The organism is Metapseudomonas cellulosilytica (genome assembly GCF_049334135.1).
In the GTDB taxonomy this organism is placed as follows: domain Bacteria; phylum Pseudomonadota; class Gammaproteobacteria; order Pseudomonadales; family Pseudomonadaceae; genus Metapseudomonas.
Genome location: NZ_JBHZGN010000013.1, coordinates 1 through 23,495, shown reverse-complemented (window position 1 = coordinate 23,495; position 23,495 = coordinate 1). Strand labels below are relative to the sequence as shown.

The following is a 23,495-nucleotide window of genomic DNA, read 5'->3' as shown; positions in this document are numbered from 1 at the left end:
GGATCAGCAGGGTGATGCGCAGGGAGCGGGGAATCAAGGTCGGAAGTCCGTGGAGGCGAGGCGCTGACGATAGCACGGCCGGTTCCGCCCACTGCTCACCGGGCATGGCTGCGGATACACTGCGCGCAGTCATTTCGAGGCATGTTCGATGCAATTGATCCCCTGGTCCCATTCGACTTCCGCCGGTTTCACCTTGCGCGGCTGGCACAGTCCCGCCTCCGGCAAACCGCTGCTGCATTTCCTTCATGGCAACGGTTTCTGCGGCCGCACCTACGCGCCGCTGCTGCAGGCGCTGGCCGAGGATTTCGATCTCTGGCTGTGCGATATCCAGGGCCACGGCGACAGCGACCACGGTGGCCGCTTTCTTGGCTGGAACCGCAATGCGGAACTGGCGGTGGAGGCCTTCGAAGCCGGGCGCGGGCCGTTCGGCGAAGTGCCGCGCCTGGCCGTCGGGCACAGCTTCGGCGGCGTGCTGACCAGCCTGATCCTGGCCCGCCATCCCGAGCTGTTCAGCCGCGCCGTGCTGCTCGACCCGGTGATCTTCACACCGGCCATGGTCGGTGTGATGGCCTTCTCCGAAGTCCTTGGCCTGCACCGGCGCACCACCATGGCCAGTCGTGCGCGGGCGCGGCGCAACCATTGGGCCGACCGCCAGGCGGCCTGGAATGGCCTGCATGGCCGCGGCATCTTCAAAGGCTGGACCGAGGAGGCGCTGCAGGGCTATGTGGAGCACGCGATCAAGGCTGTGGATAACGGCGTCGAGCTGAAGTGCCGGCCGAGCCGCGAGGCGGAGATCTTCAGCTCCTTCCCGAAACGCCTGTGGCCGTCATTGGGCCGCATCGTCACCCCGACGCTGATTCTCCACGGCCAGCACAGCTATCCCTTCGTGGCCAAGGCGGTGGCACGCCTTGCCGCCCTCAATGGCCACGTCAGTACCCAGGTGGTGGAAGGCGGTCACTGCTTCATGCAGGAATTTCCCCAGGCGAGCGCCCAGCGCACGGCCGGGTTCCTCCTGCACAAGGCATGAGCGATCAGCACCGGGAAGCGGTGTAGTGGGAGCTTGTCCACAGGTTGCGCGGCGGTACCCCGGGAAAAAACGCCTCAGGGCGCGCGGGAACACGGGTCAGGGTCGCTCAATCCACCCGGCGCTGTTCATCCGGCTTGGGATGGTTACGCCGCCATTCGTTCATGTGGATAACCTTGCCTTCGTGTTGCGCCTCGGCTCTGAAGGGATGGGCCTCGAGGTCGATGCGACCGAGGTGGTTACCGAACATCTGCAGGCTGCCGGTCAGGCGCTGCTCACCGGTGACGGTGAATTCGAAGTCAAAGATGCGCGCCAGGCGGCGATTACCCTTGCCGTCCCGCACCAGGGCGAGGCGGCGAAAGGCGACGTTGCCGTCCAGCAGTTCCACATCGAGCCGTGCGCAGTGCTGCTTGGCCAGAACCAGGGCGCGCTCGCGCACGCCATGACTGCGCCACAGCCAGGCTGCGCCAGCGGCGAACAACATCAGTAGGAAAACGTCAGCCAGGCTCAGCATGATGACTCCGGAAGCATAGGAGCAAGCTTAAACCATCCGCGGTAGTTTCAGAGGGCCAGTTCGATGCGGTTTGTTCCGGGTTGCCTGGTCGGTGCTGGCTCGGTGCCGAACGGCGGGAAAACTTGCGTGTCCGGCCTGCGGCCTTCTGTCCCAGCGACTAGGCTTCAACCCGAGCAGGCGCTTGGCTAGCATAGGCGCCCCCCGATTGACTGGAATGGAAACCTTCCTGTGACCTACGGCACAGCACGACAACGTGGCGCCTGGCTTGGCCTTCTGGCCATGCTGCTGGTGTTCGTCGGTCCGCTGGTGTCCCAGGCCCGGGACATGGGCCAGGCAGGGGTGCCGGCCTGGATGGGCGAACTGGCCTGCTCCACCGAACACAGTGGGCCAAGCCACCAGCCGGCGATGCCCGAACACGAGCTGTCCTGGGCCAAGTGCGGTTACTGCACCCTGCTGTTCAATTCGCCGGCCCTTGGCTCGACCGCCCCTCACGGGCTGGCTCTGGCCGATGCGGCCAGCCCGCAGCCAACACCTGAGACCCAGGCCGGCCACCGCTCGCAGGCGGTCTTCCCCGGTGCCCTGACCCGCGCTCCCCCCGTCGCGTTTTCCTGAGCCAATCACCCCCCTTTTTCCCCGCACAAACCCCGGCCCGTCCGGCGCGCGTGCGCGCGGACCACTGGTTCATCAGGGAGCACGACAATGTCGAAGAACACTGTCTCGTTCTACAACCTGGCGTGGCGCTGGCATTTCTATGCCGGGCTCTTCGTCATCCCCTTCATGATCATGCTGGCGGTCACCGGCAGCATCTACCTGTTCAAACCGCAGCTGGACAACCTGCTCTACGCCGACCTGATGCAGGTCCGCCCCGCCGGCCAGGCCCTCAGTGCCGACCAGCAGCTGGAGAAGCTGCGCCAGGCCTATCCGCAGGCCACCGTCAGCCAGTACTTGCCGCCGGTGGATGCCGATCACAGCGCGCAGTTCGTGGTCGGCCTCGAAGGGCGCAAGACCAACCTTTTCCTCGACCCCTACAGCGGCCAGGTACTGGGCACCCAGGACGCGCAGAACAACCTGCAGGCGATCGCCCGTTCGCTGCACGGCACGCTGTTGATCGGCACCATCGGCGACCGGTTGATCGAGTTGGCCGCCGGCTGGGCCATCGTGCTGGTGGTGTCCGGCCTCTACCTCTGGTGGCCGCGCGGCCAGGGCCTGCGTGGCGTGTTCTGGCCCCGCCTGGCCAACCGTGGGCGCCTGTTCTGGCGTGACCTGCATGCGGTCACCGGTTTCTGGGGCTCGCTGCTGCTGTTGTTCATGCTTCTTACCGGGATGACCTGGACCGGTTTCTGGGGCGAGCAATTCGCCGATGTCTGGAACCGCTTCCCGACCGCCATGTGGAACGAGGTGCCCAAGTCCGACCAGCAGGCCCGCAGCCTGAACACGGCCGCAGACCAGACGGTGGCCTGGGCGGTGGAGAACACACCGATGCCGGTCTCCGATCCGCATGCTGCGCACAAGGCGCACGCCGCGGCGGGCACGGCATCCAACGCCGGGCAAGTGAGCCTGCAGCAGGTGGTGGACACCGCCCGCGAGCGCGGCGTGGTGCCGGGTTACAGCATCACCCTGCCGGCCGATGCCAGTGGGGTCTACAGCATTGCCGTATTCGCCGACGACCCACGCAACGACGCCACCCTGCATCTGGACCAGTACAGCGGCAAGGTGCTGGCGGACATCCGCTGGCAGGACTACGGCCTGGTGGCCCGGAGCGTGGAAATGGGCGTGGTGCTGCACGAAGGCAAGTTCTTCGGCCTGGCCAACCAGCTGCTGATGTTCGGCGTTTGCCTGCTGATCCTGCTCAGCGCAGTCAGTGGCCTGGTGATGTGGTGGAAGCGCCGCCCGCAGGGCAGCCTCGGCGTGCCGCCGCTGCGTCATGACCTGCCGTTGTGGAAATCCGCGGTGGTGATCATGATCGGTCTCGGCATCGCCTTCCCGCTGGTGGGTCTGTCCCTGGCGGCGGTCTGGGCGCTGGATTGGCTGGTGCTGTCACGCATCGGCGGCAGCAAGGTGGTAGCCGGCTAGGCTGGCGATGCCGGCGCGGCGCCGTTGCCGCGTCTGCGATGGAGAGCAATCGGCGCTCGCTGGGGGCGGGCGTCAGTCAATCGAACGAATGGAGTTCCAACATGCGCAAGACATTGCTGGCCCTGGGGGCCCTGCTGAGCTGTTCCGCTACCCTGGCCGCCCACGATTACAACCTGGGGTCGCTGCATATCGAGCACCCCTGGGCCATGGCCGTGCCGGCGGTATCGCCCAATGGTGCCGCCTACCTGGTTATCCACAACAAGGGCGCGGAGGCCGACAAGCTGCTCGGCGCCGATACCGCCCGCGCCGGCAAGACCGAGATCCACGAGCACCTGCACAAGGACGGCCTGATGAAGATGCAGCAGGTTCAGGGCGGTCTGGACATTCCCGCCGGCGGCGAGGCACGCCTGGAGCAGGGCGGCTACCACCTGATGATGTTCGGCCTGAAGCAGCCGCTGAACGACGGTGACAAGTTTCCCATGACCCTGCACTTCCAGAAGGCGGGCGATCTGGAGGTGGAAATCCATGTACAGAAGGAGGCACCGGCGGTCGCCGCCGAGCACCAGCACTGACGCAGGTTCGCGGGGCTGCCGGGCCCCGCGAGTCCCTCCTCGGGTTATCCACAGGCGCCGCTCGGCAGCGGGGTTTGCCGGTTTCCGACGCCTCTTCTAGCCTGAATCCATCGCAAGGAGCACCCGCCGGCAGGACGCCAGCCCCCGCGCAATGCGCGACCTCGGACGAATCATCTGCCCCTCTGTTTCTTGGCGATGCGCCGCATCGGGCCAAGGGCTTGCGCACGTCGCGGAGCTCGGCTGGCCCGTGCCTCGATGAGAGAAGAAGGAGAGGGAAGATGAATGCTACAAGGACATTTCGTGTTGCCTGGCTGCTGCTCCTGACGCTGGTTCTCGTCAGTCCGCTGCTGGTTTGTGCGCCAGCACAGGCGGCGGCACCCGCCTGTAGTGCCAGCCAGGACTGGATCACCAATCCCAACCCGCCCAGCGAAATCCCCAACGGCAGCAATGCGCAGTTCTGCGATTTCTACCAGTTCGCCTGGCAGTGGTTCTTCCAGTTGGTCAGTCCGTCCCAGGGCGACCCGAGCCTGCGCAACTTCCAGGTAAACACCAACTACCCCATTCTCCAGGCCACCGGCACCAACTCCTGCGACCCTGCAAATCAGGCCGAAGTGATGTTCGTGCACCGGGAGAAGCCCATGGACGCCAACACTCCCTTCACGCTGCCTGAGCGCACCGGCCAGGCTGGTGGAGGGGCCACCATCTTCGACCAGAACGGCAACGTGGCCTTCTACGAGATCCGCTTCAGCCAGAGCCTGTGCAACATTCCGCAGATCCAGAGTGCATTGAACTATCCGTCCGGCACCACTGAGTTGAAGACCGCCTGGCGCATCATCACCGATGCCGACAAGCCCAACTACTTCTGGATAGAGGCGAACGTGGACGGTGTGCCGGGCAACGAGTTGCTGGGGATGGCGGGATTCCACATGGCCATTGCCACGACGCTGCATCCCGAGTTCATCTGGGCCACCTTCGAGCACCGCAGCAATGCGCCGGACTGCAGCAGTCCGGGTACCGCACCGGCGGGCGGCTGGTCCTTTACCAGCCCGACCTGTGCTGTGGATAACCCGCCATCGACCTGCAACCTGAACCAGGCTACGCCTAGCACGAGCCTCACCGGTACACCCTCGGAAATTTGCCGGGTCTACCGCGACGGCACTGACCCCTCCGACCATGAAGCGTCCACCAACTACGCCGACATCGACGGCCTGAACAGCCAAATCCAGGGTTTCCTCTCGGCCATGTCCAGCGATAACCCCATGGCCGTCTGGCAGAACTACATGAACGTCGGCGCGCTCTGGGAGAACGACGTCACCCAGCCGTCTTCCACCTTCGCCAACCAGCGCGGCTCCATGCGCCTGGCCAATACGGTGATGGAAACCACCTTCCAGAACGTCGACCCGACCCAGTCGTTCATCTCCAACTGCTTCGGTTGCCACAATTTCAGCGGCAGCGGGAACAGCAACACCATTCCCTGGGCCAAGCTGAGCCACATCTTCGATGATGTGATGCAGGGTCAGTGCGCCACCCCGCAGGACGTGCAGGCAGGCCCGATCTGGAACAACAGCCAGGCCGCGCAGACTTGCCCACAGGTATGCAGCGGCAACGGTGGTTGGAACGGCAACTGGAAGACCACCGAGCCGGGGGTCATGTCCGTGTGCGGCTGTTGCGGGGGATAACTCAGCCTTGCGTGGGCTGATCGTTTATTGATCAGCCCCACGCAGCCCGCGTGATTCCTGGGCCGTAGCGTGGTCCGCACAGCTTATCCACAGCCGGTTGCACAGATTCTGTGTGCAGCCGGTGGGATAACTCATTGAAATTGCTCGAAAAATGTCCAACCCCTGGGAGGTCGCGCGGGACCTGGGGTCCAGGCATCCATGGACATCTTATTCACAGGTCCATCCACGTAATCTGGGAACAAGCGTGGAAAAACCCTGCGGGGGACTGTGGGTTGTTTTCTCGAAGCCTTGGAATCAGCTAGTCCGGCTTCACTGCCCCTGGTCCCTTATGCGCGCTGGTCAAGACGTGATCAATCGTCTGGAGAACGCGCAGTTCAGGGGACGTAGCGATGGCCAAACAGCTTATCCACAAGCGGTTGCACAGATAATGTGTGCTAAGCGATTGAAGTAGAACGAAAAACGAGCAATTGACGGAAAGCCGCGGCGGTTCTGGCGCCTGGCGCTCGAACTACAGCTTATCCACAGCTGCATCCACGGGATTTGGGTAAAACAGGGTACGAATGCCCGTCGCCCTGTGCACAGATGCAGCGGAACGCCATGAACTCTGGATTGCGCAGGCATAGGTGGCCTCAGCCCGTCGACAAGCAGCCCGTGATCCAGGCGAGCAGTCATTGGGCCTCGCTGCGACCAGCGCCAGCCCGCAGGTGGGTTTGCGGGCTTTGCACGGCACAGGGAGAAGCGGTCAATAAATAATCAGAAGTCCGCAGCCCGCGCCGGCCGTGCCCTTCAAGCATGGCCAAACAGGTTATCCACAATTGCCTGCACAGATAATGTGTGCAAGGCCTAATGCAACTTATTGAAATAGAACGAAAAATGTACAAATCCCTGCAGGCCGCGGGAAATCTGGCACTCGGCAGACGAACTACAGCTTATCCACAACTGCATCCACGGGATTTGGGTAAAAGAACGCTTGCCCCGTGCACAGATCCACCAACGATGCACAAACCGTAGGTTGGTGCTGAGCGCGGTGGGGCCCGATACCTCAGGCGAAGCTGATTTTGGCGTCCCTAGGCTGCGTTGTGCGCATCGGTAGTCTGGCGCAGTGAGGTTCGTTGGTGCGCACGGCGCACCCTGCAGGGCAGATGGGAGCGAAGGGGCGGGTTCTTGCAGGGAAGGTTATGCACAGTGTGGGAATCGCCCAGGCATGCTGATCAGAAAATGAACAGATCAGCGCAGGCCATGACAATCGTGGCTTTCCGGGTTGGCCACACAGTTTATCCACAGATGGCTGCACAGATTCTGTGTGCAATGGATGAGTTATCCCTATGATTTTGCTCGATAAGTGTACAAGTGGTGGAAAGCTGCGCCATTGCTGGGCTCTGGGCATCCATAGACAAGTTATCCCCAAGACCATCCACGGGATTTGGGGGAAACGGCTCTGGAATGGGTCTTTCGCGGCAGTTACCGAGAATGGAGGGGACGCGACGGCCAACCGCCGGCCGGAGCTGATCAGAAACTGATCGCTTGAGCCAATGTCACGGCTGGCGCGGCGTGCAGCCTTGTCCGAACAGTTTATCCACAGTCTGTTGCACAGCATCTGTGCGCAACGAACGACACAAGTGACTGAAAACGTTCAGAAAATAGACAGGGGGTGGGAAAGCCCGCGGTGGCTGGCGTGTGGCGCTCGGTCTACACCTTATCCACAGGGCCTTCCACTGAAATTGGGGAGGACGTGGAAAAGCGAGGGCTCAGCTGCCCTCGCGCATCTCCTGGTAGCGTTTCTCCAGTTCCTGACGGATCTGCCGCCGCTGCTTGGCCTGGGCGAAACGGCGCTTCTCGTCGGTGGTTACCGGCTCCAGCGGTGGTACCGCTGCGGGGCGACGCTCGTCGTCCAGGGCGACCATGGTGAAGAAGCAGCTGTTGGTGTGGCGTACCGAGCGCTCGCGAATGTTCTCGGTGACCACCTTGATGCCTACTTCCATGGAGGTGTTGCCGGTGTAGTTAACCGAGGCGAGGAAGGTGACCAGTTCGCCCACGTGGATGGGCTCGCGGAAGATCACCTGGTCCACCGAGAGGGTGACCACGTAGCGGCCTGCATAGCGGCTGGCGCAGGCGTAGGCCACTTCATCGAGGTACTTGAGCAGGGTGCCGCCGTGGACGTTGCCGGAGAAGTTGGCCATGTCCGGGGTCATGAGGACGGTCATCGAAAGTTGTGCGGTTCCGGGTTCCATGCTGGCCTCGTCGCTGTGGGGTCTGTCTGGGATAGACGCGGGCGCACGGCTGGGCGCCACAGCCTGAGTATCACGTAAATTCAGGACCGCCTGTGGGTAACTCTGGGATCAGGGCGTTTCGCCGGGCTCCTGGCAGGCCGGGTGCTCTTCCACCAGGTCGCTGGGCCCGCAGGCCAGACCGTGCTGGCGGCGCAGCTCCGCCAGTTCGTCGCTCTGCTCGATGAGGAAACGGTCGAAGGCTTCGAGGATTTCCGGGTGCTTCAGGCTGCTGGCATGGAAGGCGGTCCGCGCCAGGGGCAGCCCAGGGTCCAGCAGCAGGCGGTCGCCGCCCAGGTCGGTGTTCGTTTCCAGGTAGTGGTGCAGCACTTCCGGATTGGCGTAGATGGCGTCGATGCGCAGGCGCAGCAGCATGCGTACGAGGCTGCCGATATCACCGGCTTCCACCAGCTGCACCTGGCCGCCCTGCAGCCGCTCCTGCCAGGCTTCGGGCGTGAAGCCGCGTACCGTGCCGAGGCGGCGTACCGCCTCGACGCCACGCCCGAGGTGCTCGCGCAGCACCAGGCTGCCGTCGACGATGCGGATCACCGGACGGCTGTAGTGCAGCTGCGCGTCGGTCTTGAGCTGGCGCGACCACGCGGGGTTGTCGGGGAACACCAGCATCAGCCGGTCGGTGGTCTGCAGCTGGCGGTGCAGGCGGTTGATCGGCAAGGCTTCCAGTTCCAGGGTCAGCCCCTGGCTGATGGCGAAGCGCTGCAGGAGCGCGATCGCGTAACCTTCGGCGGGCTGTCCGGGGAGGGCGCGGTAATAGGGCAGGTAGTCCTGGCTTTCCAGGCCGACGCGCAATGACTCCGCCTGGCATACGCCGAGGGTCAGGAGCAGCAGCGCGACGATCGCAGCCTTCATCGGGCGGGCCTGGAAGGGGATGATGCCAGTGAGCCTAGCAGGCGGCCGGGAAAACATCAGCGCCCGGCCGGATCGGCCGGGCGTCGCTCCGGATCTCGGGTCCGCCATCAGGCGTGGGTCAGGTACCAGCGCCAGTCCTGCTCGCCGACTTCGCTGACGAACTGACGGAATTCCTCCCACTTGATGGCGAGGAAGATCTTCAGGAAGTCCTCGCCAAGCGCCTCCTTGGCCCAGGCCGACTGCTCCAGGTTGCGCAGCGCGGTCAGCCAGTCGGTGGGCAGGGTTTCGCGGGCCTGCTCGTAGCCATTGCCGACGATGGGCTCGCCCGGGTCGATCTGCTCGCGAATGCCCTTGTGGATACCGGCGAGGATCGCCGCCGCCGCCAGGTAGGGGTTGGCATCGGCGCCACAGATGCGGTGCTCGACGTGACGGCTCTTGGCCGGCCCGCCCGGCACGCGGAACGACACGGTGCGGTTGTTCACCCCCCAGCTCTTGGCCAGCGGCGCGTAGCTGTTGGCCTGGAAGCGGCGGTAGGAGTTGGCGTTCGGGCAGAAGATCGCCAGCGCGTCGTTCAGCGTGGCCATCATGCCGCCGATGGCGTGGCGCAGCAGCGGGGTGCCGTGGGGGTCTTCGCTGGCCATCAGGTTGTTGCCCTGTTCGTCGGCCAGGCTCACGTGCATGTGCAGGCCGCTACCGGCGAGGTCGCCGAACGGCTTGGCCATGAAGCAGGCGAGCAGGCCGTGCTTGTTGGCCACGCCCTTGACCAGGCGCTTGTAGCGGATGCCTTCGTCCACCGCCTGGAGTGCGTCGAAGCGGTGCTCGAGGGTCAGCTCCAGCTGGCCGGGGGCGTATTCGGAGATGGCGGTGCGCACCGGCAGGCCCTGGGCCTCGCAGGCGGCGTAGAGGTCGTCGAGGAAGGGCTGCAGCTGTTCCAGCTCGTAGACGCCATAGACCTGCGGCGCCTGGGGCCGCACGCCATTCATCTGCAGCGCCGGCTGCGGACGGCCGTTGGCGTCGCGGTTCTTGTCCAGCAGGTAGAACTCCAGCTCCACCGCCATCACCGGGTGGTAGCCGTCGGCCTTGAGCCGGTCGATGGCGCGGGCCAGCACATGCCGGGGATCACCGGGGGTGGCCGGCAGGCCCTGGGTCGGGTGCATACTCACCTGCACCTGGCCGGTGGGCGTGGCGCGCCAGGGCTGCAGCGACAGCGAGCCGGGCACCGGGTAGGTCCAGCAGTCGGCGTCGGCCACTTCCCAGACCAGGCCGCTGGCTTCGACGTCCTCGCCCTGGATGGTCAGGGAAAGGATGGAGCTGGGCAGCGGACGGCCGTTCTCGAAGATCGGCAGCAGCTCGTCACGGTGCAGCAGCTTGCCGCGGGGGATGCCGTTGGCGTCGATCAGCATCAGCTCGATGCTGCGCACTTGCGGATGTTGTTCGAGGAAGTCGCGGGCTTCCTGGGGATTGGCGAATTGCATGGTGGTTCTCTCGGTAGGGTGCGCCGTGCGCACCTTCATTCGGTTTTTTGGTGCGCGCGGCGCACCCTACGGATCATTCGCGGGCGCCGGGGATGGCCAACAACTCGGCGAGCGCGCCGTCCAGGGTGGCGATCAGCTGGTCCACGTCGGCCTCGGAGGTGGCCGGGCAGCACAGGGTCATGTTGTGGAACGGCGTGATCAGGATGCCGCGGTTGATCAGGTACAGGTGCAGGGCCATCTGCAGCTCATCGTGGAAGGCCACCTCGGCCTCGGCGCCGGTACGTGGCGACACCGGGCAGAACTGGAACTCGCTGCGGGCGCCCAACTCGGTCACCGACCACTTCAGGTCATGCTTGGCGATCAGGCTGCGGAAGCCGTCGGCCAGGCGCTTGGCCAGCGGCAGCATGTGGTCGTAGGCCGACTGGGTCATCACCTGTTCGAGGTTGGCGCGCATGCAGTGCATCGCCAGGGCATTGGCCGACAGGGTGGTGCCCATGCCGCTGTGGCCGTGGCCATGGCTGTCCTGCTGGGCCTGCTTGCGCGAGGCGAGCATCTTCTCCGCCATCTCCGCGCTGCAGCCGAAGATGCCGCACGGAACGCCACCGGCAATGGGCTTGCCGACCACGAAGAAGTCCGGGTCGAGGTTCCACAGCCGGGTGCAGCCGCCGATATCGGTGGAGATGGTGTGGGTCTCGTCGATGATCAACAGGGTGCCGTACTTGCGGGTCAGCTCGCGGCATTTCTGCATGAAGCCCGGATCGGGCAGGACCATGCCTATGTTGGTCATGGCCGGCTCGCAGAGCAGGGCGCAGACGTCGCCTTCAGCCAGAGCGGCTTCCAGGGCTTCGACGTCGTTGAAGGGGATGGCGCGGCTGTACTGGGTGAGGTCGTAGGCCTGGCCCACCAGGCCGGAGCGGTGCACGGTCTCGCCGTCGCGGTAGCGCACCATCACATCGTCCACGGTGCCGTGGTAGCAGCCGTCGAACACCAGCAGGGTCTTGCGCCCGGTGATGGCGCGGGCCCAGCGCAACACATAGCGGTTGGAGTCGGTGGCGGTGGCAGTCACCTGCCAGTAGGGCAGGCCGAAGCGCTCGGCCAGCAGCTCGCCGCAGACCACCGCGTCCTCGCCCGGGAGCATGGTGGTCAGGCCGTTGCCCGCCTGTTCGGCGATGGCGCGGGCGACAGGGTCCGGGGAGTGGCCGAACATGGTGCCGGTGTCACCCAGGCAGAAGTCGATGTATTCGTGGCCGTCGACGTCATAGAAGCGGGCGCCCTTGGCGCGCTCGACGAACAGCGGGCAGGGCGTGGACCAGTCGGCCATCCAGTGCATCGGCACGCCGGCGTAAAGGGACTTGTGCGCGCGTTCGGCGAGAGCGACGGATTTCGGATTGCGCTCGAGGAAACGGGCGCGCTCGCGGGCGGCAAAGGTTTCCACGGCGGCTTGGCTGATCCCACTGGCAGTCATGTTGAACACCTCGTTCGAATTTCTGCACATCCTGTTTTGTGATCACAATTCTGTCAAGACTTGCGGAAAATGGCCCTGAAATTTAAGTTGAAACTGAATTTGTGATCACAGGCATGGGCGAAAGTCTCGGTCGATGCGCTCGGCAGCTGTGATTCCCAAGACGCCGGCTCACCCGTTTTCGGCGAAAGCACAGCGGATGGCGAGATAGTGGCCGCGATACACTCCGCAGCCCCTCATCCTGGCGTCAGCCCGACAACAACCCCAAGACAGATAGGCGACCAAGACATGCGTAACTGCAGCCTGACTCTGAACCAACTGCCGGCACCGCCGGCCCTCGCACGGTGATATGCCCATGGCCGAGAACCTGCAGGAACAGCTGTACCAACGACTACGCGAAGGCCTCCTGGCAGGCCAGTTCAAACCCGGCGAGCGCTTGAAGATCCGCGATCTCGCCGCCGCCTGGGGCACCAGCCCGATGCCGGTGCGCGCCGCCTTGCAGCGCCTGGTGGCCGAAGGAGCCCTGGAGGGCGAGCCACAGCGCTCGGTGCGCGTGCCGCCCATGACCCGCGAACGCTTCAGACAGATCTACCAGGTGCGCATGGCCGTGGAAGGCATGGCCGTGGAAGCGGCGGCGGACCGGTTGGCCAGCGAGGAGCTGGAGACTCTCCAAGGCTGCATGGTGCGCATGGACAGCGCCATCGAGCGGCGCGACGTGCAGGGCTACCTGACCGCCAACAGCCAGTTCCACCGGGTGCTCTACGGCGCCTGCGGCAATCCCGTGCTGCTTCGCACCATCGAATCCCTCTGGCTGCAGGTCGGCCCCTTCTTCAATCGCCTGTTCACCGAGGCGGACCTTTCGTTGCGTCTCAACGATTTCCACGAGGACGCCTTCAAGGCGCTGCAGGCCGGCGATGGCAAGACCGCGCGCATCGCCATCGAACAGGACCTGTCCTATTTCGGGCAGGTGCTGCTGAACCTCCTGGATCTGGATTTCGCCCAGGCCCGCAGCGGCTGATCACCCTGTCCCGCGGGAGCGAGCCGGCTTCGCTCCCGACGGCTTCCAGAGCAAGTGTTACCGCGTATTGCGCCGGTCTGGCATGGCCGGCCGCGGTGATAACCTGCGACGGTTCCTAGCCCCAACTTCCCTATTTCCTACGTGGTTCCGCAGGAGCCAAGCGAGTAGCCCGCGCGGGCCCGCTTTGCCGCGCATTACAGAAAAGGAGTGAACCGCCATGCATGCCATCGCTTTCATCCAGGATCTTGCCGTGATCATGCTGGTCGCGGGCATGGTGACCATCCTTTTTCATCGCTTCAAACAACCGGTGGTGCTGGGCTACATCGTCGCCGGCTTCATCATCGGCCCGCATACGCCGCCCTTCGAACTGATCCACGACGAGGAAACCATCAAGACCCTGGCTGAGCTGGGGGTGATCTTCCTGATGTTCTGCCTGGGGCTCGAGTTCAGCCTGGCCAAGCTGTTCCGGGTGGGGGCCACCGCCTTCATCGCCGCCTTCCTGGAAATCGTGCTGATGATCTGGATCGGCTACGAGATAGGCAGTTACTTCGGCTGGGGCACCATGGATTCGCTGTTCCTCGGCGCTATCCTGGCCATTTCCTCCACCACCATCATCGTCAAGGCCCTCAGCGACCTGAAGATGAAGAACGAGCGCTTCGCCCAGCTGATCTTCGGCGTGCTGATCGTCGAAGACATCCTCGGCATCGGCATCATCGCGCTGCTCTCGGGCATCGCCGTGAGCGGTTCGGTGGAAACCGGCGAGGTGTTCGCCACCGTCGGCAAGCTGAGCCTGTTCATGATCGTCGCGCTGGTCATCGGCATCCTGCTGGTGCCGCGCCTCCTGGCCTACGTGGCGAGTTTCGAAAGCAACGAGATGCTGCTGGTGACGGTGCTCGGCCTGTGCTTCGGCTTCTGCCTGCTGGTGGTCAAGCTGGAATACAGCATGGTGCTGGGCGCCTTCCTGATCGGCGCGATCATGGCCGAGTCGCGCCAGCTGGCGCAGATCGAGCGCCTGGTGGAGCCGGTGCGCGACATGTTCAGCGCGATCTTTTTCGTCGCCATCGGCCTGCTGATCGACCCGAAGGTACTGGTGGAGTACGCCTGGCCGATCGCCGTCATCACGCTGGCCGTGGTGCTGGGCAAGATGGTGTCCTGCGGCCTCGGCGCCTTCATCGCCGGCAATGACGGCCGCACCTCGCTGCGGGTCGGCATGGGGCTTTCGCAGATCGGCGAGTTCTCTTTCATCATCGCCGCGCTGGGCATCACCCTGCAGGTCACCAGTGACTTCCTCTACCCGGTGGCGGTAGCGGTGTCGGCCATCACCACCCTGCTGACGCCCTACCTGATCCGCGCCGCCGACCCGTTGTCGATCAAGCTGGCCAAGGTGATGCCACGCCCGCTGGCGCGGGTGTTCGGCCATTACGGCGATTGGCTGCGCAGCATCCAGCCCCAGGGCCAGGGCGCGGTGCTGGCGAAGATGATCCGCAAGATCTTGCTGCAGGTGCTGGTGAACCTGGCGCTGGTGGTGGCCATCTTCCTCGGCAGTGCCTACTTCGCCAGCACCCTGGCTGAGTACCTGAGCGACTGGGTGAGCTCGCCCAACCAGCAGAAGGCGCTGATCTGGGGCGGTGCGCTGCTGCTCTCGCTGCCCTTCCTGATCGCCGCCTACCGCAAGCTCAAGGCGCTTTCCATGCTGCTGGCGGAGATGGGCGTGAGCCCGGACCAGGCCGGCCGCCACACCGAGCGGGTGCGCAAGGTGATCGCCGAGGTCATTCCACTGCTCTCGCTGCTGGGCATCATGCTGCTGCTGATGGCGCTGTCGGCGAGCATTCTGCCCACGCTGGAACTGCTGGTGCTGATCGCCCTGCTGGCGGCGGGCGTCAGTGCGCTGCTCTGGCGCTGGCTGATCCGCGTGCATTCACGCATGCAGATCGCCCTGATGGAGACCCTGGAGCAGAACCAGGATCATCACCGCTGAGGGGCGACGCGAGACGCACGCCGTCGGGTGCGCTGCGGAATTGGCTCTTGCGCGCTGTTCGATCGCGGGTGCGCATGGCGCACCTTACCGGGCAACGACGTTGCTCCCGCCTCCCGGGTTCAATGGGATTCAGCTGGCCAGCCAGACGTCCCGCGCCCAGTGCCACACCGAGTCCCAGCTTTCGTCGGTGAGTTCTTCCTCGTCGCCGTCCCACAGCACCACTTCACCTTCGCCATCGACCAGATAGTAGTCGCGGCCGTCCTGGCAGAGCGGCACCAGGTCGCGCGGTACGCCCAGGTCCCAGGCGACGGCGGCGACTTCCGGCAGGTAGGTGTGGGACTGCGGGTCGGTGACCGTCACCGGCTCCAGGCGGCCATAGACCACGTCGCTGACCTTGAGCAGGAACTCGCGCAGCTCGAAGGGCAGGTTGATCAACAACTGCTCCTCGATCTCCACCAGCAATTCCTCGTCCGGCAGTTCCAGGGGAACCGGTACCGGCTCGTTGAGTTCGCGCAGCTGTTCGATGACTTCTTCCATGGCGGCAGACCCTCATGCATTGGGATGCGCTTTATACAGTAGCCGGAGCCGGGAAGAAAAAAGCGCAGTCGATGAAGAGCCTGCGCCCCCATAGACCCCGGACTGCTTTAGGGCGCGCTGTTCAGTACCAACTGCTCGGCCGGGCCGGGATGGGCTGGCTAAACTTTGAGCATCGATCCGGCTGCGCGAGGCAGCCCTACGACCCTCTCATCCACAGGAGGTGCATCATGCGAATGGCCGCAACCCTGCAGCGCAGCCTGGAGCGTGCCCATGCCCAGTTCGACCTGGTACCGCACCCGCACTCGGCCACCAGCCTGGAGGCGGCGCGGGTGGCCAATGTGCCCGCCGAGCGCCTGGCCAAGCCGGTGATCCTCGACGACCGCCAAGGTCATTTCCTCATGGCAGTGGTACCCGCCAGCCGGCATCTGGACGTGGGCAAGGTGCGCAAGGACGCCAAGACCTGGCAACTCACCAACGAGGCCACCCTGGCCGGCCTGTTCAAGGACTGCGAACTCGGCGCCCTGCCGGCCGTGGGCGAGCCCTATGGCATGAACATGCTGGTGGACCCGCAACTCACGCGGCAGCGGGATATCTACCTGGAGGCCGGCGATCACGAGAACCTGGTGCACATGCGCATGGACGACTACCTGAAGCTGGTGCCGCATGCCGAAGTGTGTGAGCTCTGCCATTAAGGGCACTGCCCGTCCCCCGGTACCGCCGCCCTTCTGGTTCCGCCGCTCCATCGCCCGTCGCCGCTGGCGGCGGGGTGGGGGCCGGCGCCAATGAAAAACCCCGGGACTAGCCCGGGGTTCTGCGTTGCAACGTCGATCAGTTCTGGCGGATGCCTGCCACCAGCCAGGGCTGGTTGTCGCCGTGCACGCGCTCCATGCGCCAGCTTTCGCTGAACACCTCGCCCTGGTCGAAGCGCGAGGACTTGGAAACGCCGTTGAAGGTCAGGGTGGCGACTGTCTTGTCACCCAGTTCGTCGATGCCGTCCAGTTGTACCTGGAGGTTGTCGATGTAGGTGGACTGGTAGGCGTCGCCCAGGCTGGCGCGTTCTTCCTTGAGGAAGCTGAGCATCTGCGGGGTGACGAACTCGGCGATCTTGTCCATCTCGGCCGCGTCCCAGTGCTGTTGCAGGGCCATGAAGTGCTCGCGGCCGGCTTCGATGAAGCGCTGTTCGTTGAACCAGCTGGGGGCATTGAAGGACGGCTGGGCTACGGCCGGCGCGGCACTGCCGAAGATCGGCGCCTGCTGCTGCGGCATTTCACGCTGGAAGGGTGCCGGGCCGTGGCCCGCCACGGCCGGGTGGCCCTGGTGCTGGGCACGCTTGCGCGCCGCCAGGAAGCGGAAGATCAGGAAGGCGATCAGGCCCATGATCAGGAAGTCGAAGATCTGCATGCCTTCGAAACCGTCACCCATGAACATGGACGCCAGCAGGCCGCCGGCGGCGATACCGGCCAGCGGGCCGAGCCATCGGGAAGCACCGCTCGCGGCCGCAGGCTGACGACCGGCCATCGGCGCGGTGGCGGTGCTGTTCGGGGCTTGCTGGGCGGGTTGGGCCTGGCGGGTCTGGTGGGTCGGCGCGGAGCCAAAGGACTTGCCGCCGCCCAGTCGCTTGGCGGCGTTGACATCCAGGCTGAGCGTCAGGCCGACGCAAAGGGCCAGGGCAATACTGAGGAATCGGCGCATCACAGGCATCTCTTGGTTATGAATCCACGCGCGCCATGCTGCACAGTCGGCCAGGCAATGGCTAGGGGCAGAGTGTTTCGGGATTTTGTCGAACGGCCCGGCCGCGGCCTGCCGGTCATCTGCGCAGCAGGAACACCAAGGGACCGCAGCGCAATTGTCGACGCAGCACGGCACGCAGGTCGGCTTCATCCTCCATGGGGTGGCGCAGCCAGCGCAGGAAGGTGCGCAGGTAGGTGGCGGTGAGCAGGCTTTCTTCGGCGATGCGGCACAGGTGCAGGGTTTCCCGTTGTGCCGCCTCACGCCACCACTGCACCGTGCGGCTTACCCGCAACAGGCCCAGCACCTGCAAGTGGAAATGGCCGGGCTCGAGCTTGTAGAGCAGCATCTGCCCGGTCACCGTGCGGTGCGACGCCAGGGCACCGAGCCAGGCCATCAGCAATTCTTCCAGGCGTTTCTCAGCATTCAGGGCCGCGAGGTCGCTGCCCTTGCCGCGCGTCAGCATCGCCTGGTCGGCACGGTCGAACCAGGCTTCCACCAGGTCGTCCTTCTGTCGAAAGTGCTTGGCGATGGCGTCCAGGCCGACGCCGAGTTCATTGGCTACCGCGAAGAGGTGCAGCCCTTCCCAGCCACAGGCGTCGGCCAGGTCGAGGGCGCAGTCGAGTATCTGTTGGGCGCTGGGGGAGCGGGGCATGGAATTACCTCCGCACCTCAGTATGGCCAAGCTTGTGCGAGTGACAGGCGGATCGGACGGGCGGAAGAATGCGAGCCTGCCGGCTGTGCCGTTGTAGGGGCGATTTCAATCGCCAAGCGAACCGCAGGTTCGCCCTTAAGGCGTGCATGGGGCAGCTGCGCTGCCCTTGGCGAATGAATTCGCCCCTACAGTGGTCGAGGCGGTTGTCGGTTCAGAGCGGCTGCAGCTTGGCGTAGGCCAGCATCAGCCATTTGCTGCCTTCGCTTTCGAACTTCACCTGCACCCGCGCCTGGGCGCCGGCGCCCTCGAAGTTGAGGATGGTGCCTTCGCCGAACAGCGAATGCTGCACCCGCTGGCCCAGGGAGAAGGGCGTTTCCGGCACGGCAACGCCGTCGAAGATGGAGCCATGGCGACTGCCGGCGCCCATGGGGCGGCTGAGGCTGTTGTTCAGCCGTACTTCGCGGATCAGCTGCGGCGGCACCTCGCGAACGAAGCGCGAGACCTTGTTGTAGGTCTCGCTGCCGTAGAGCCGGCGGGTTTCGGCATAGGTCAGCACCAGGCGCTGCATGGCGCGGGTGACGCCGACATAGGCCAGCCGGCGCTCTTCTTCCAGGCGGGTCGGGTCTTCCATGCTCATCTTGTGCGGGAACAGCCCTTCTTCCATGCCCACCAGGAACACCAGGGGGAACTCCAGGCCCTTGGCGCTGTGCAGGGTCATCAGCTGCACGCTGTCCTCGAAGGCGTCGGCCTGGGTTTCGCCGGCTTCCAGCGAGGCGTGGCCGAGGAAGGCCTGCAGCGGGGTGAGATCGTCCTCGGGCTCTTCGTTCTCGAAGGCGCGGGCGGCGCTGACCAGTTCTTCCAGGTTTTCCACCCGGGCCTGGCCTTTCTCGCCCTTCTCGTCCTTGTGGTAGGCCACCAGGCCGCTCTGCTCGATGACGGTCTGGGTCATCAGGTGCAGGGGCATGTCCAGCACCTTGGCGGCGAGGTTCTCGATCAGCTCCATGAAGGCCGCCAGGGCGCTGGAGGCACGCCCGGCCAGGGCCTTGTTGGCGATCATCAGGCGCATCGCTTCCCACATGGAGACTTCGTGGACGCGGGAGAACTCGCGAATGCTCTCTACCGTCTTCTCGCCGATGCCACGGGGCGGCACGTTGATCACCCGCTCCAGGGCGGCGTCATTGCCGCGGCCGTCGAGCAGGCGCAGGTAGGCCATGGCGTTCTTTATTTCGGCGCGCTCGAAGAAGCGCTGGCCGCCATAGATGCGGTAGGGGATCTTCTCCCGCAGCAGCGCCTCCTCCAGCACCCGCGACTGGGCGTTGGAGCGGTAGAGGATGGCGATCTCGCTGCGTGCCAGGCCGTCGCGCAAGGCGCTCTCGATGCTTTCCACCACGTAGCGGGCTTCGTCGTGCTCGTTGAAGGCGGAATACAGGCCGATGGGCTCGCCTTCCTCGCCCTCGGTCCAGAGCTCCTTGCCCAGACGGCCCTGGTTGTTGGCGATCAGGGCGTTGGCGGCCTTGAGGATGCCCGCGGTCGAGCGGTAGTTCTGCTCCAGGCGGATCACCTCGGTGTCGGGGAAGTCGCTGGAGAACTGCTGGATATTCTCGATCCGCGCGCCGCGCCAGCCGTAGATCGACTGGTCGTCGTCGCCCACCACCATCAGGCTCTCGCCGCCCTTGGCGAGCAGGCGCAGCCAGGCGTACTGCACGGCGTTGGTGTCCTGGAATTCGTCCACCAGCACATGGCGGAAACGCCGCTGGTAGTGCTCCAACAGGCTCGGGCGGTCACGCCAGAGGTCGAGGGCGCGCAGCAGCAGCTCGGAGAAGTCGATGACTCCGGTGCGCGCGCAGGCGGCCTCGTAGGTTTCGTAGATCTTCAGCATGGTGCCGAGGAACAGGTCGCCGCCGGCCTGGATGTGCTGCGGACGGATGCCTTCGTCCTTCTGCCCGTTGATGAACCATTGGGCCTGGCGCGCCGGCCAGCGCTGTTCGTCGAGGCCAAGGTCGCGGATCACCCGCTTGATCAGGCGCTGCTGGTCGTCGCTGTCGAGGATCTGGAAGTTCTCGGCAAGGCCCGCTTCCTGCCAGTGGGCCCGCAGCAGGCGGTGCGCCAGGCCGTGGAAGGTGCCGACCCACATGCCCGCCGGGTTGATGCCCAGCAGTTGCTCGATGCGCTGGCGCATCTCGGCGGCGGCCTTGTTGGTGAAGGTCACCGACAGGACCGAATGCGCTGAGGCCTGCTCCACCTGGATCAGCCAGGCGATGCGGTGCACCAGCACGCGGGTCTTGCCGGAACCGGCGCCGGCAAGCACCAGTTGACGCCCCAGCGGGGCCGCTACGGCCTGGCGTTGGGCATCGTTGAGGGAGTTCAGGAGGAGGGAGAGATCGTCGCGCATCGCGGCATTCTATGGGCGCGGCTGGGGCAGGGCAAACCGACGACCGGATGGTCAGCCGGACGGTCGCGCATTCCCGAGGCGGAGACTCGCCGAAAGTTGGGCGCGCAGGCCTGCGACCTCGCACATAAAGCTATGGCAGCACTATTCGCTCGGGTAAGCTCCCGGCTCGCTTCGTGGGCCGTGGGGAATGCCTGCCAGGCAGATAAATACAAGAAGAAAGCGACCATGACCGCCAATTCCATGCCCGTTGGCCCGAGCCTGTCGCTGGCCGACAGCCGCGAGATCCGCCAGCAGTTCGCGACCGACATTGCCGCCGAACGCACGCGCCTGCTTTACCAGGGTTCCCAGGTTCCCACGCTGTTCATGCTGCTCAACGGCCTGGCCTGCGCCTACCTGCTGTGGGGCCCGGGCAACAGCCTTCTGCTCGGCGGTTGGCTGACCTGGCTGGTACTGCTGGCCACCCTGCGCCTGACCCAGGTGGCCGCCTTCAATAAGGCGCGGCCTTCGCAACAGGCCAATCCACGTTGGCACCGGGCCTTCCTGCTCGGCGCGGGGGCCTCCGGCCTGACCCTGGCCTTCGCCGCCGTGGCCCTGGTGCCCCCGGATGCCTTCCTTCAGCAAGCGCTGGTCCACGGCCTGATCGCCGCCGCCATTCTCTCCGCCAGCGTCGCCTACGCCGTCAGCCTTTCGGCCTTCCTCACCTTCGCCTTGCCCTGCCTGGTACCCTCCATTACCTGGCTGCTGCTGGGCGATACGTCGTTGCTCAGGGGCTGGGGCGTTCTCGGGGTGATACTCGCCGCCTCGCTCATGGTGGTGGCCTGGCAGGTCAACCGGCTGGTGCAACGCAGCCTGCTGCAACGCTTCCAGAATCAGGCGCTGATCAGCCACCTGGAAGCGGCCAAGGCCCGCGCCGAGGGTCTCAATGAAGAGCTCGGCCGCGAGGTGGAGCAGCGCCGCCGCGCCGAGCGCGAGCTGCGCCGGGCCCATGGCGAACTGGAAATGCGCGTGGCCCAGCGCACCCTGGAACTGGCCGACGCCAGCCATGCCCTGGCCAAGAGCGAGGCGCGCCTGGCCCTGGCCCTGGAGGCCAGCGAACTCGGGCTGTGGGACTGGAACCTGGAAACCGACGAGGTGCATCACTCGCAGCTCAAGGCGATCTTCGGCATCGAGGCCGAGGACGTCACCCGGGTGCTCAGCGACCTCAAGCCGCGCCTGCACCCGGACGACCTGCCGCTGCTGCGCCGGGCCCTGGTCGAGCACCTCAAGGGGCGTACCGACGGTTATTCGATCGACTACCGGGTGCGCCACACCGACGGCCACTGGGTCTGGGTGGAAGACCGCGGCCGGGTGGTGGAGCGCGATGACAGCGGCAAGGTGCTGCGCATGCTCGGCACCCGCCGCGATATCACCGCACGCAAGGGGCGGGACGAGGAGCAGCGCCTGGCGGCCACGGTGTTCGAAGCGGCCAGCGAGGGGATCATCATCCTCGACCCGGAGTACCGGGTGATCCAGACCAACGCGGCCTTCAGCCAGGTCACCGGCTATCGCCAGGAGGAGGTGATCGGCCGCAGCGTCGTCAACCTGATCGGCAGTCGCGAGGCGCGCCGCCGCTATCACCTGATCCGCCAGGAGCTGGAGCAGAGCGGCAGCTGGCGGGGCGAACTGATGGACACCCGCAAGAGTGGCGAGCTCTACCCCCAGTGGCTGCAGCTCAATGTGGTGCGCGACCCGCGGGGCAACGTCAGCCATATAGTCGGATTCTTCTCCGACCTTTCCGCCCGCCGCGAGGCCGAGGAGCGCCTGCGCTACCTCTCCAACTACGACGAACTCACGGGGTTGGCCAACCGCACCCTGTTCAAGGACCGCCTGCACGAAGCCAGTCAGCGTGCGCGTCAGAGCGGCCAGAGCCTGGCCTTGCTGCATATCGATCTGGACCGTTTCAAGGTGCTCAACGACAGCCTCGGCCATGACGTGGCCGACCAGCTGCTACGCCAGGTCAGCCGCCGCCTCACCCAGGCGGTGCCGGAGGCCGACACCATCGCACGCCTGTCCGGCGACGAGTTCGCGGTGATCCTCGATGCCTACGGCAACCTGTCCAGCCTGGCGCGTCAGGCCAGCCGCCTGCTCGGCAAGCTGCGCACGCCCATGACCGTGGGCGGCCACGAGCTGGTGATCAGTGGCTCCCTCGGCATCAGCCTGTTGCCGGAGAACGCCCGCGACATTTCCGCCCTGATCAGCCAGGCGAACATGGCCATGCAGCACGCCAAGCACCTGGGCGGCAACACCTTCCAGTTCTTCACCGACAACCTCCAGGCCTGCACCCTGGAGCGCCTGCAACTGGAGAACCAGTTGCGCAAGGCCATCGATGAAGGCCAGCTGGAGGTCTTCTACCAGCCCAAGCTGAGCCTGGCCGACGACAGCCTGAACGCCGCCGAGGCGCTGGTGCGCTGGCGCCATCCGCAGCAGGGGCTGGTGCCACCGGGGGATTTCATCGGCCTGGCCGAGGAGACCGGGCTGATCGCCCCCATCGGCGAGTTCGTCCTGCGCCAGGCCTGCCTGCAGGCACGCGAGTGGCAGCGCCAGGGGCTGGCGGATATCCGTGTCTCGGTGAACCTGTCGATGCACCAGCTGCGCCAGGGCAACCTGGTCAGCCTGGTGCGCCAGGTGCTGGAAGAGACCGGGCTGCAGGCTTGCCTGCTGGAGCTGGAGCTGACCGAAAGCCACCTGCTGGAGAATGTCGAGAACGTCATCGCCACCTTCCACCAGTTGCGCCAGCTCGGCGTGAAGCTGGCGATCGACGACTTCGGCACCGGCTACTCGTCGCTGAGTTACCTCAAGCGCTTCCCGGTGGACTGCGTGAAGATCGACCAGACCTTCATCCGCGATCTTTCCGCGGGCAGCGAGGACGCCGCGATCACCCGCGCGATCATCGCCATGGCCCACAGCCTGGAGCTGAAAGTGGTGGCCGAGGGCGTGGAAAACCGTGAGCAGCTGAACTTCCTGCGCAGCCAGCGCTGCGACGAGATCCAGGGCTACCTGATCAGCCCGCCGGTGGAGGCGTCGCAATTCGTGCGGCTGCTGAAGGAGCAGGCCACGGCGCTCTGGCGTTGAGGGTTGGCCGGCCCTGGTAGATACCGTCTTGCCCCTTAGTGGGCAAGGGCCAGTTTCGGATCGAATGGCCGACCCGATTTCAGCACGCCATAGGCGATGTGCAGCAGCTTGCGCATCGCCGCGCAAACGATCTGCTTGCCCGC

The 23,495-nt window shown here is 65.2% G+C and carries 18 protein-coding genes and 1 pseudogene; 9 read left to right on the top strand and 10 right to left on the bottom strand.

All coding sequences use genetic code 11. The features are described from left to right. The first annotated feature begins 148 nt into the window (after positions 1-148). A complete protein-coding gene (locus tag ACFW0H_RS17365; protein WP_422915111.1) occupies positions 149-1,027 on the top strand; it encodes an alpha/beta fold hydrolase in 879 nt (292 codons plus the stop codon). A gap of 106 nt (positions 1,028-1,133) precedes the next feature. On the opposite strand, the gene ACFW0H_RS17360 is transcribed toward ACFW0H_RS17365, so the two are convergent. Then, on the bottom strand, positions 1,134-1,538 hold the full coding sequence (locus ACFW0H_RS17360) for a DUF3301 domain-containing protein (protein ID WP_422915110.1): 405 nt from the start codon (positions 1,536-1,538) through the stop codon (positions 1,134-1,136). A 228-nt stretch (positions 1,539-1,766) separates the two neighbouring features. On the opposite strand from ACFW0H_RS17360, the gene ACFW0H_RS17355 reads away from it, so the two are divergent. From ACFW0H_RS17355 to ACFW0H_RS17340, 4 genes are all read left to right on the top strand, one after another. Further along, positions 1,767-2,150 carry a DUF2946 domain-containing protein gene (locus ACFW0H_RS17355; protein WP_422915109.1) on the top strand — a complete coding sequence of 128 codons (384 nt, stop codon included), beginning with the start codon at positions 1,767-1,769 and terminating at the stop codon, positions 2,148-2,150. An 87-nt stretch (positions 2,151-2,237) separates the two neighbouring features. Then, positions 2,238-3,611, top strand: a complete 1,374-nt coding sequence (locus ACFW0H_RS17350; protein ID WP_422915108.1) for a PepSY-associated TM helix domain-containing protein — start codon at positions 2,238-2,240, stop codon at positions 3,609-3,611. Between the two features lie 101 nt (positions 3,612-3,712). After that, positions 3,713-4,183: a copper chaperone PCu(A)C gene (locus tag ACFW0H_RS17345; RefSeq protein ID WP_422915107.1), complete on the top strand. Its 471-nt coding sequence runs from the start codon at positions 3,713-3,715 to the stop codon at positions 4,181-4,183. A 278-nt stretch (positions 4,184-4,461) separates the two neighbouring features. After that, positions 4,462-5,862, top strand: a complete 1,401-nt coding sequence (locus ACFW0H_RS17340; RefSeq protein ID WP_422915106.1) for a mannan-binding lectin — start codon at positions 4,462-4,464, stop codon at positions 5,860-5,862. Positions 5,863-7,610: 1,748 nt separating this feature from the next. Here the strand turns inward: ACFW0H_RS17340 and ACFW0H_RS17335 are convergent. From ACFW0H_RS17335 to ACFW0H_RS17320, 4 genes are all read right to left on the bottom strand, one after another. After that, complete coding sequence (locus tag ACFW0H_RS17335) at positions 7,611-8,093, bottom strand: acyl-CoA thioesterase (RefSeq protein ID WP_422915105.1); 483 nt, start codon at positions 8,091-8,093, stop codon at positions 7,611-7,613. Positions 8,094-8,201: 108 nt separating this feature from the next. Continuing rightward, positions 8,202-8,996 (bottom strand): substrate-binding periplasmic protein, encoded by a 795-nt coding sequence (locus ACFW0H_RS17330; RefSeq protein WP_422915104.1) that lies wholly within the window; start codon positions 8,994-8,996, stop codon positions 8,202-8,204. Positions 8,997-9,103: 107 nt separating this feature from the next. Further along, positions 9,104-10,471: a glutamine synthetase family protein gene (locus ACFW0H_RS17325; RefSeq protein ID WP_422915103.1), complete on the bottom strand. Its 1,368-nt coding sequence runs from the start codon at positions 10,469-10,471 to the stop codon at positions 9,104-9,106. 73 nt (positions 10,472-10,544) lie between these two features. Then, positions 10,545-11,936 (bottom strand): aspartate aminotransferase family protein, encoded by a 1,392-nt coding sequence (locus tag ACFW0H_RS17320; RefSeq protein WP_422915102.1) that lies wholly within the window; start codon positions 11,934-11,936, stop codon positions 10,545-10,547. A gap of 352 nt (positions 11,937-12,288) precedes the next feature. Here ACFW0H_RS17320 and ACFW0H_RS17315 point away from each other — a divergent pair, with 352 nt between their 5' ends. Both ACFW0H_RS17315 and ACFW0H_RS17310 read left to right on the top strand, forming a co-directional pair. Continuing rightward, the gene (locus ACFW0H_RS17315) at positions 12,289-12,951 is read left to right on the top strand and encodes a GntR family transcriptional regulator (protein WP_422915101.1); all 663 of its coding nucleotides are present in this window, start codon (positions 12,289-12,291) and stop codon (positions 12,949-12,951) included. A 217-nt stretch (positions 12,952-13,168) separates the two neighbouring features. Continuing rightward, positions 13,169-14,929, top strand: coding sequence for a cation:proton antiporter (locus tag ACFW0H_RS17310; RefSeq protein ID WP_422915100.1), 1,761 nt, complete (start codon positions 13,169-13,171; stop codon positions 14,927-14,929). Positions 14,930-15,058: 129 nt separating this feature from the next. On the opposite strand, the gene ACFW0H_RS17305 is transcribed toward ACFW0H_RS17310, so the two are convergent. Beyond that, entirely contained in the window at positions 15,059-15,466 is a 408-nt protein-coding gene (locus ACFW0H_RS17305; protein WP_422915099.1) for an SMI1/KNR4 family protein, read from the bottom strand. A gap of 227 nt (positions 15,467-15,693) precedes the next feature. On the opposite strand from ACFW0H_RS17305, the gene ACFW0H_RS17300 reads away from it, so the two are divergent. Next, the gene (locus tag ACFW0H_RS17300) at positions 15,694-16,158 is read left to right on the top strand and encodes an aminoacyl-tRNA deacylase (protein ID WP_422915098.1); all 465 of its coding nucleotides are present in this window, start codon (positions 15,694-15,696) and stop codon (positions 16,156-16,158) included. 136 nt (positions 16,159-16,294) lie between these two features. Here the strand turns inward: ACFW0H_RS17300 and ACFW0H_RS17295 are convergent, their stop codons facing one another. The 3 genes from ACFW0H_RS17295 to uvrD all read right to left on the bottom strand — a co-directional run bounded on the left by ACFW0H_RS17295 (position 16,295) and on the right by uvrD (position 20,241). Next, positions 16,295-17,158, bottom strand: coding sequence for a Tim44 domain-containing protein (locus tag ACFW0H_RS17295; protein ID WP_422915097.1), 864 nt, complete (start codon positions 17,156-17,158; stop codon positions 16,295-16,297). Positions 17,159-17,273: 115 nt separating this feature from the next. Continuing rightward, positions 17,274-17,849, bottom strand: a complete 576-nt coding sequence (locus ACFW0H_RS17290; RefSeq protein WP_422915096.1) for a TetR/AcrR family transcriptional regulator — start codon at positions 17,847-17,849, stop codon at positions 17,274-17,276. A 211-nt stretch (positions 17,850-18,060) separates the two neighbouring features. After that, positions 18,061-20,241 carry a DNA helicase II gene (gene uvrD / locus ACFW0H_RS17285; RefSeq protein WP_422915095.1) on the bottom strand — a complete coding sequence of 727 codons (2,181 nt, stop codon included), beginning with the start codon at positions 20,239-20,241 and terminating at the stop codon, positions 18,061-18,063. A 240-nt stretch (positions 20,242-20,481) separates the two neighbouring features. Between uvrD and ACFW0H_RS17280 the strand changes: the two genes are divergently transcribed. Further along, positions 20,482-23,352, top strand: coding sequence for an EAL domain-containing protein (locus ACFW0H_RS17280; RefSeq protein ID WP_422915245.1), 2,871 nt, complete (start codon positions 20,482-20,484; stop codon positions 23,350-23,352). A gap of 35 nt (positions 23,353-23,387) precedes the next feature. Here the strand turns inward: ACFW0H_RS17280 and ACFW0H_RS17275 are convergent. Continuing rightward, a pseudogene (locus ACFW0H_RS17275) lies at positions 23,388-23,495 on the bottom strand (IS110 family transposase); the annotation flags it as partial.

What these genes read in the sequence shown, in the direction of transcription:
- ACFW0H_RS17365 (WP_422915111.1), top strand. Translation starts at nt 149, where the DNA reads ATGCAATTGATCCCCTGGTCCCATTCGACTTCCGCCGGTTTCACCTTG.
- ACFW0H_RS17360 (WP_422915110.1), bottom strand. Translation starts at nt 1,538, where the DNA reads ATGCTGAGCCTGGCTGACGTTTTCCTACTGATGTTGTTCGCCGCTGGC.
- ACFW0H_RS17350 (WP_422915108.1), top strand. Translation starts at nt 2,238, where the DNA reads ATGTCGAAGAACACTGTCTCGTTCTACAACCTGGCGTGGCGCTGGCAT.
- ACFW0H_RS17345 (WP_422915107.1), top strand. Translation starts at nt 3,713, where the DNA reads ATGCGCAAGACATTGCTGGCCCTGGGGGCCCTGCTGAGCTGTTCCGCT.
- ACFW0H_RS17340 (WP_422915106.1), top strand. Translation starts at nt 4,462, where the DNA reads ATGAATGCTACAAGGACATTTCGTGTTGCCTGGCTGCTGCTCCTGACG.
- ACFW0H_RS17335 (WP_422915105.1), bottom strand. Translation starts at nt 8,093, where the DNA reads ATGGAACCCGGAACCGCACAACTTTCGATGACCGTCCTCATGACCCCG.
- ACFW0H_RS17330 (WP_422915104.1), bottom strand. Translation starts at nt 8,996, where the DNA reads ATGAAGGCTGCGATCGTCGCGCTGCTGCTCCTGACCCTCGGCGTATGC.
- ACFW0H_RS17325 (WP_422915103.1), bottom strand. Translation starts at nt 10,471, where the DNA reads ATGCAATTCGCCAATCCCCAGGAAGCCCGCGACTTCCTCGAACAACAT.
- ACFW0H_RS17320 (WP_422915102.1), bottom strand. Translation starts at nt 11,936, where the DNA reads ATGACTGCCAGTGGGATCAGCCAAGCCGCCGTGGAAACCTTTGCCGCC.
- ACFW0H_RS17315 (WP_422915101.1), top strand. Translation starts at nt 12,289, where the DNA reads ATGGCCGAGAACCTGCAGGAACAGCTGTACCAACGACTACGCGAAGGC.
- ACFW0H_RS17310 (WP_422915100.1), top strand. Translation starts at nt 13,169, where the DNA reads ATGCATGCCATCGCTTTCATCCAGGATCTTGCCGTGATCATGCTGGTC.
- ACFW0H_RS17305 (WP_422915099.1), bottom strand. Translation starts at nt 15,466, where the DNA reads ATGGAAGAAGTCATCGAACAGCTGCGCGAACTCAACGAGCCGGTACCG.
- ACFW0H_RS17300 (WP_422915098.1), top strand. Translation starts at nt 15,694, where the DNA reads ATGCGAATGGCCGCAACCCTGCAGCGCAGCCTGGAGCGTGCCCATGCC.
- ACFW0H_RS17295 (WP_422915097.1), bottom strand. Translation starts at nt 17,158, where the DNA reads ATGCGCCGATTCCTCAGTATTGCCCTGGCCCTTTGCGTCGGCCTGACG.
- ACFW0H_RS17290 (WP_422915096.1), bottom strand. Translation starts at nt 17,849, where the DNA reads ATGCCCCGCTCCCCCAGCGCCCAACAGATACTCGACTGCGCCCTCGAC.
- uvrD (WP_422915095.1), bottom strand. Translation starts at nt 20,241, where the DNA reads ATGCGCGACGATCTCTCCCTCCTCCTGAACTCCCTCAACGATGCCCAA.
- ACFW0H_RS17280 (WP_422915245.1), top strand. Translation starts at nt 20,482, where the DNA reads ATGCCCGTTGGCCCGAGCCTGTCGCTGGCCGACAGCCGCGAGATCCGC.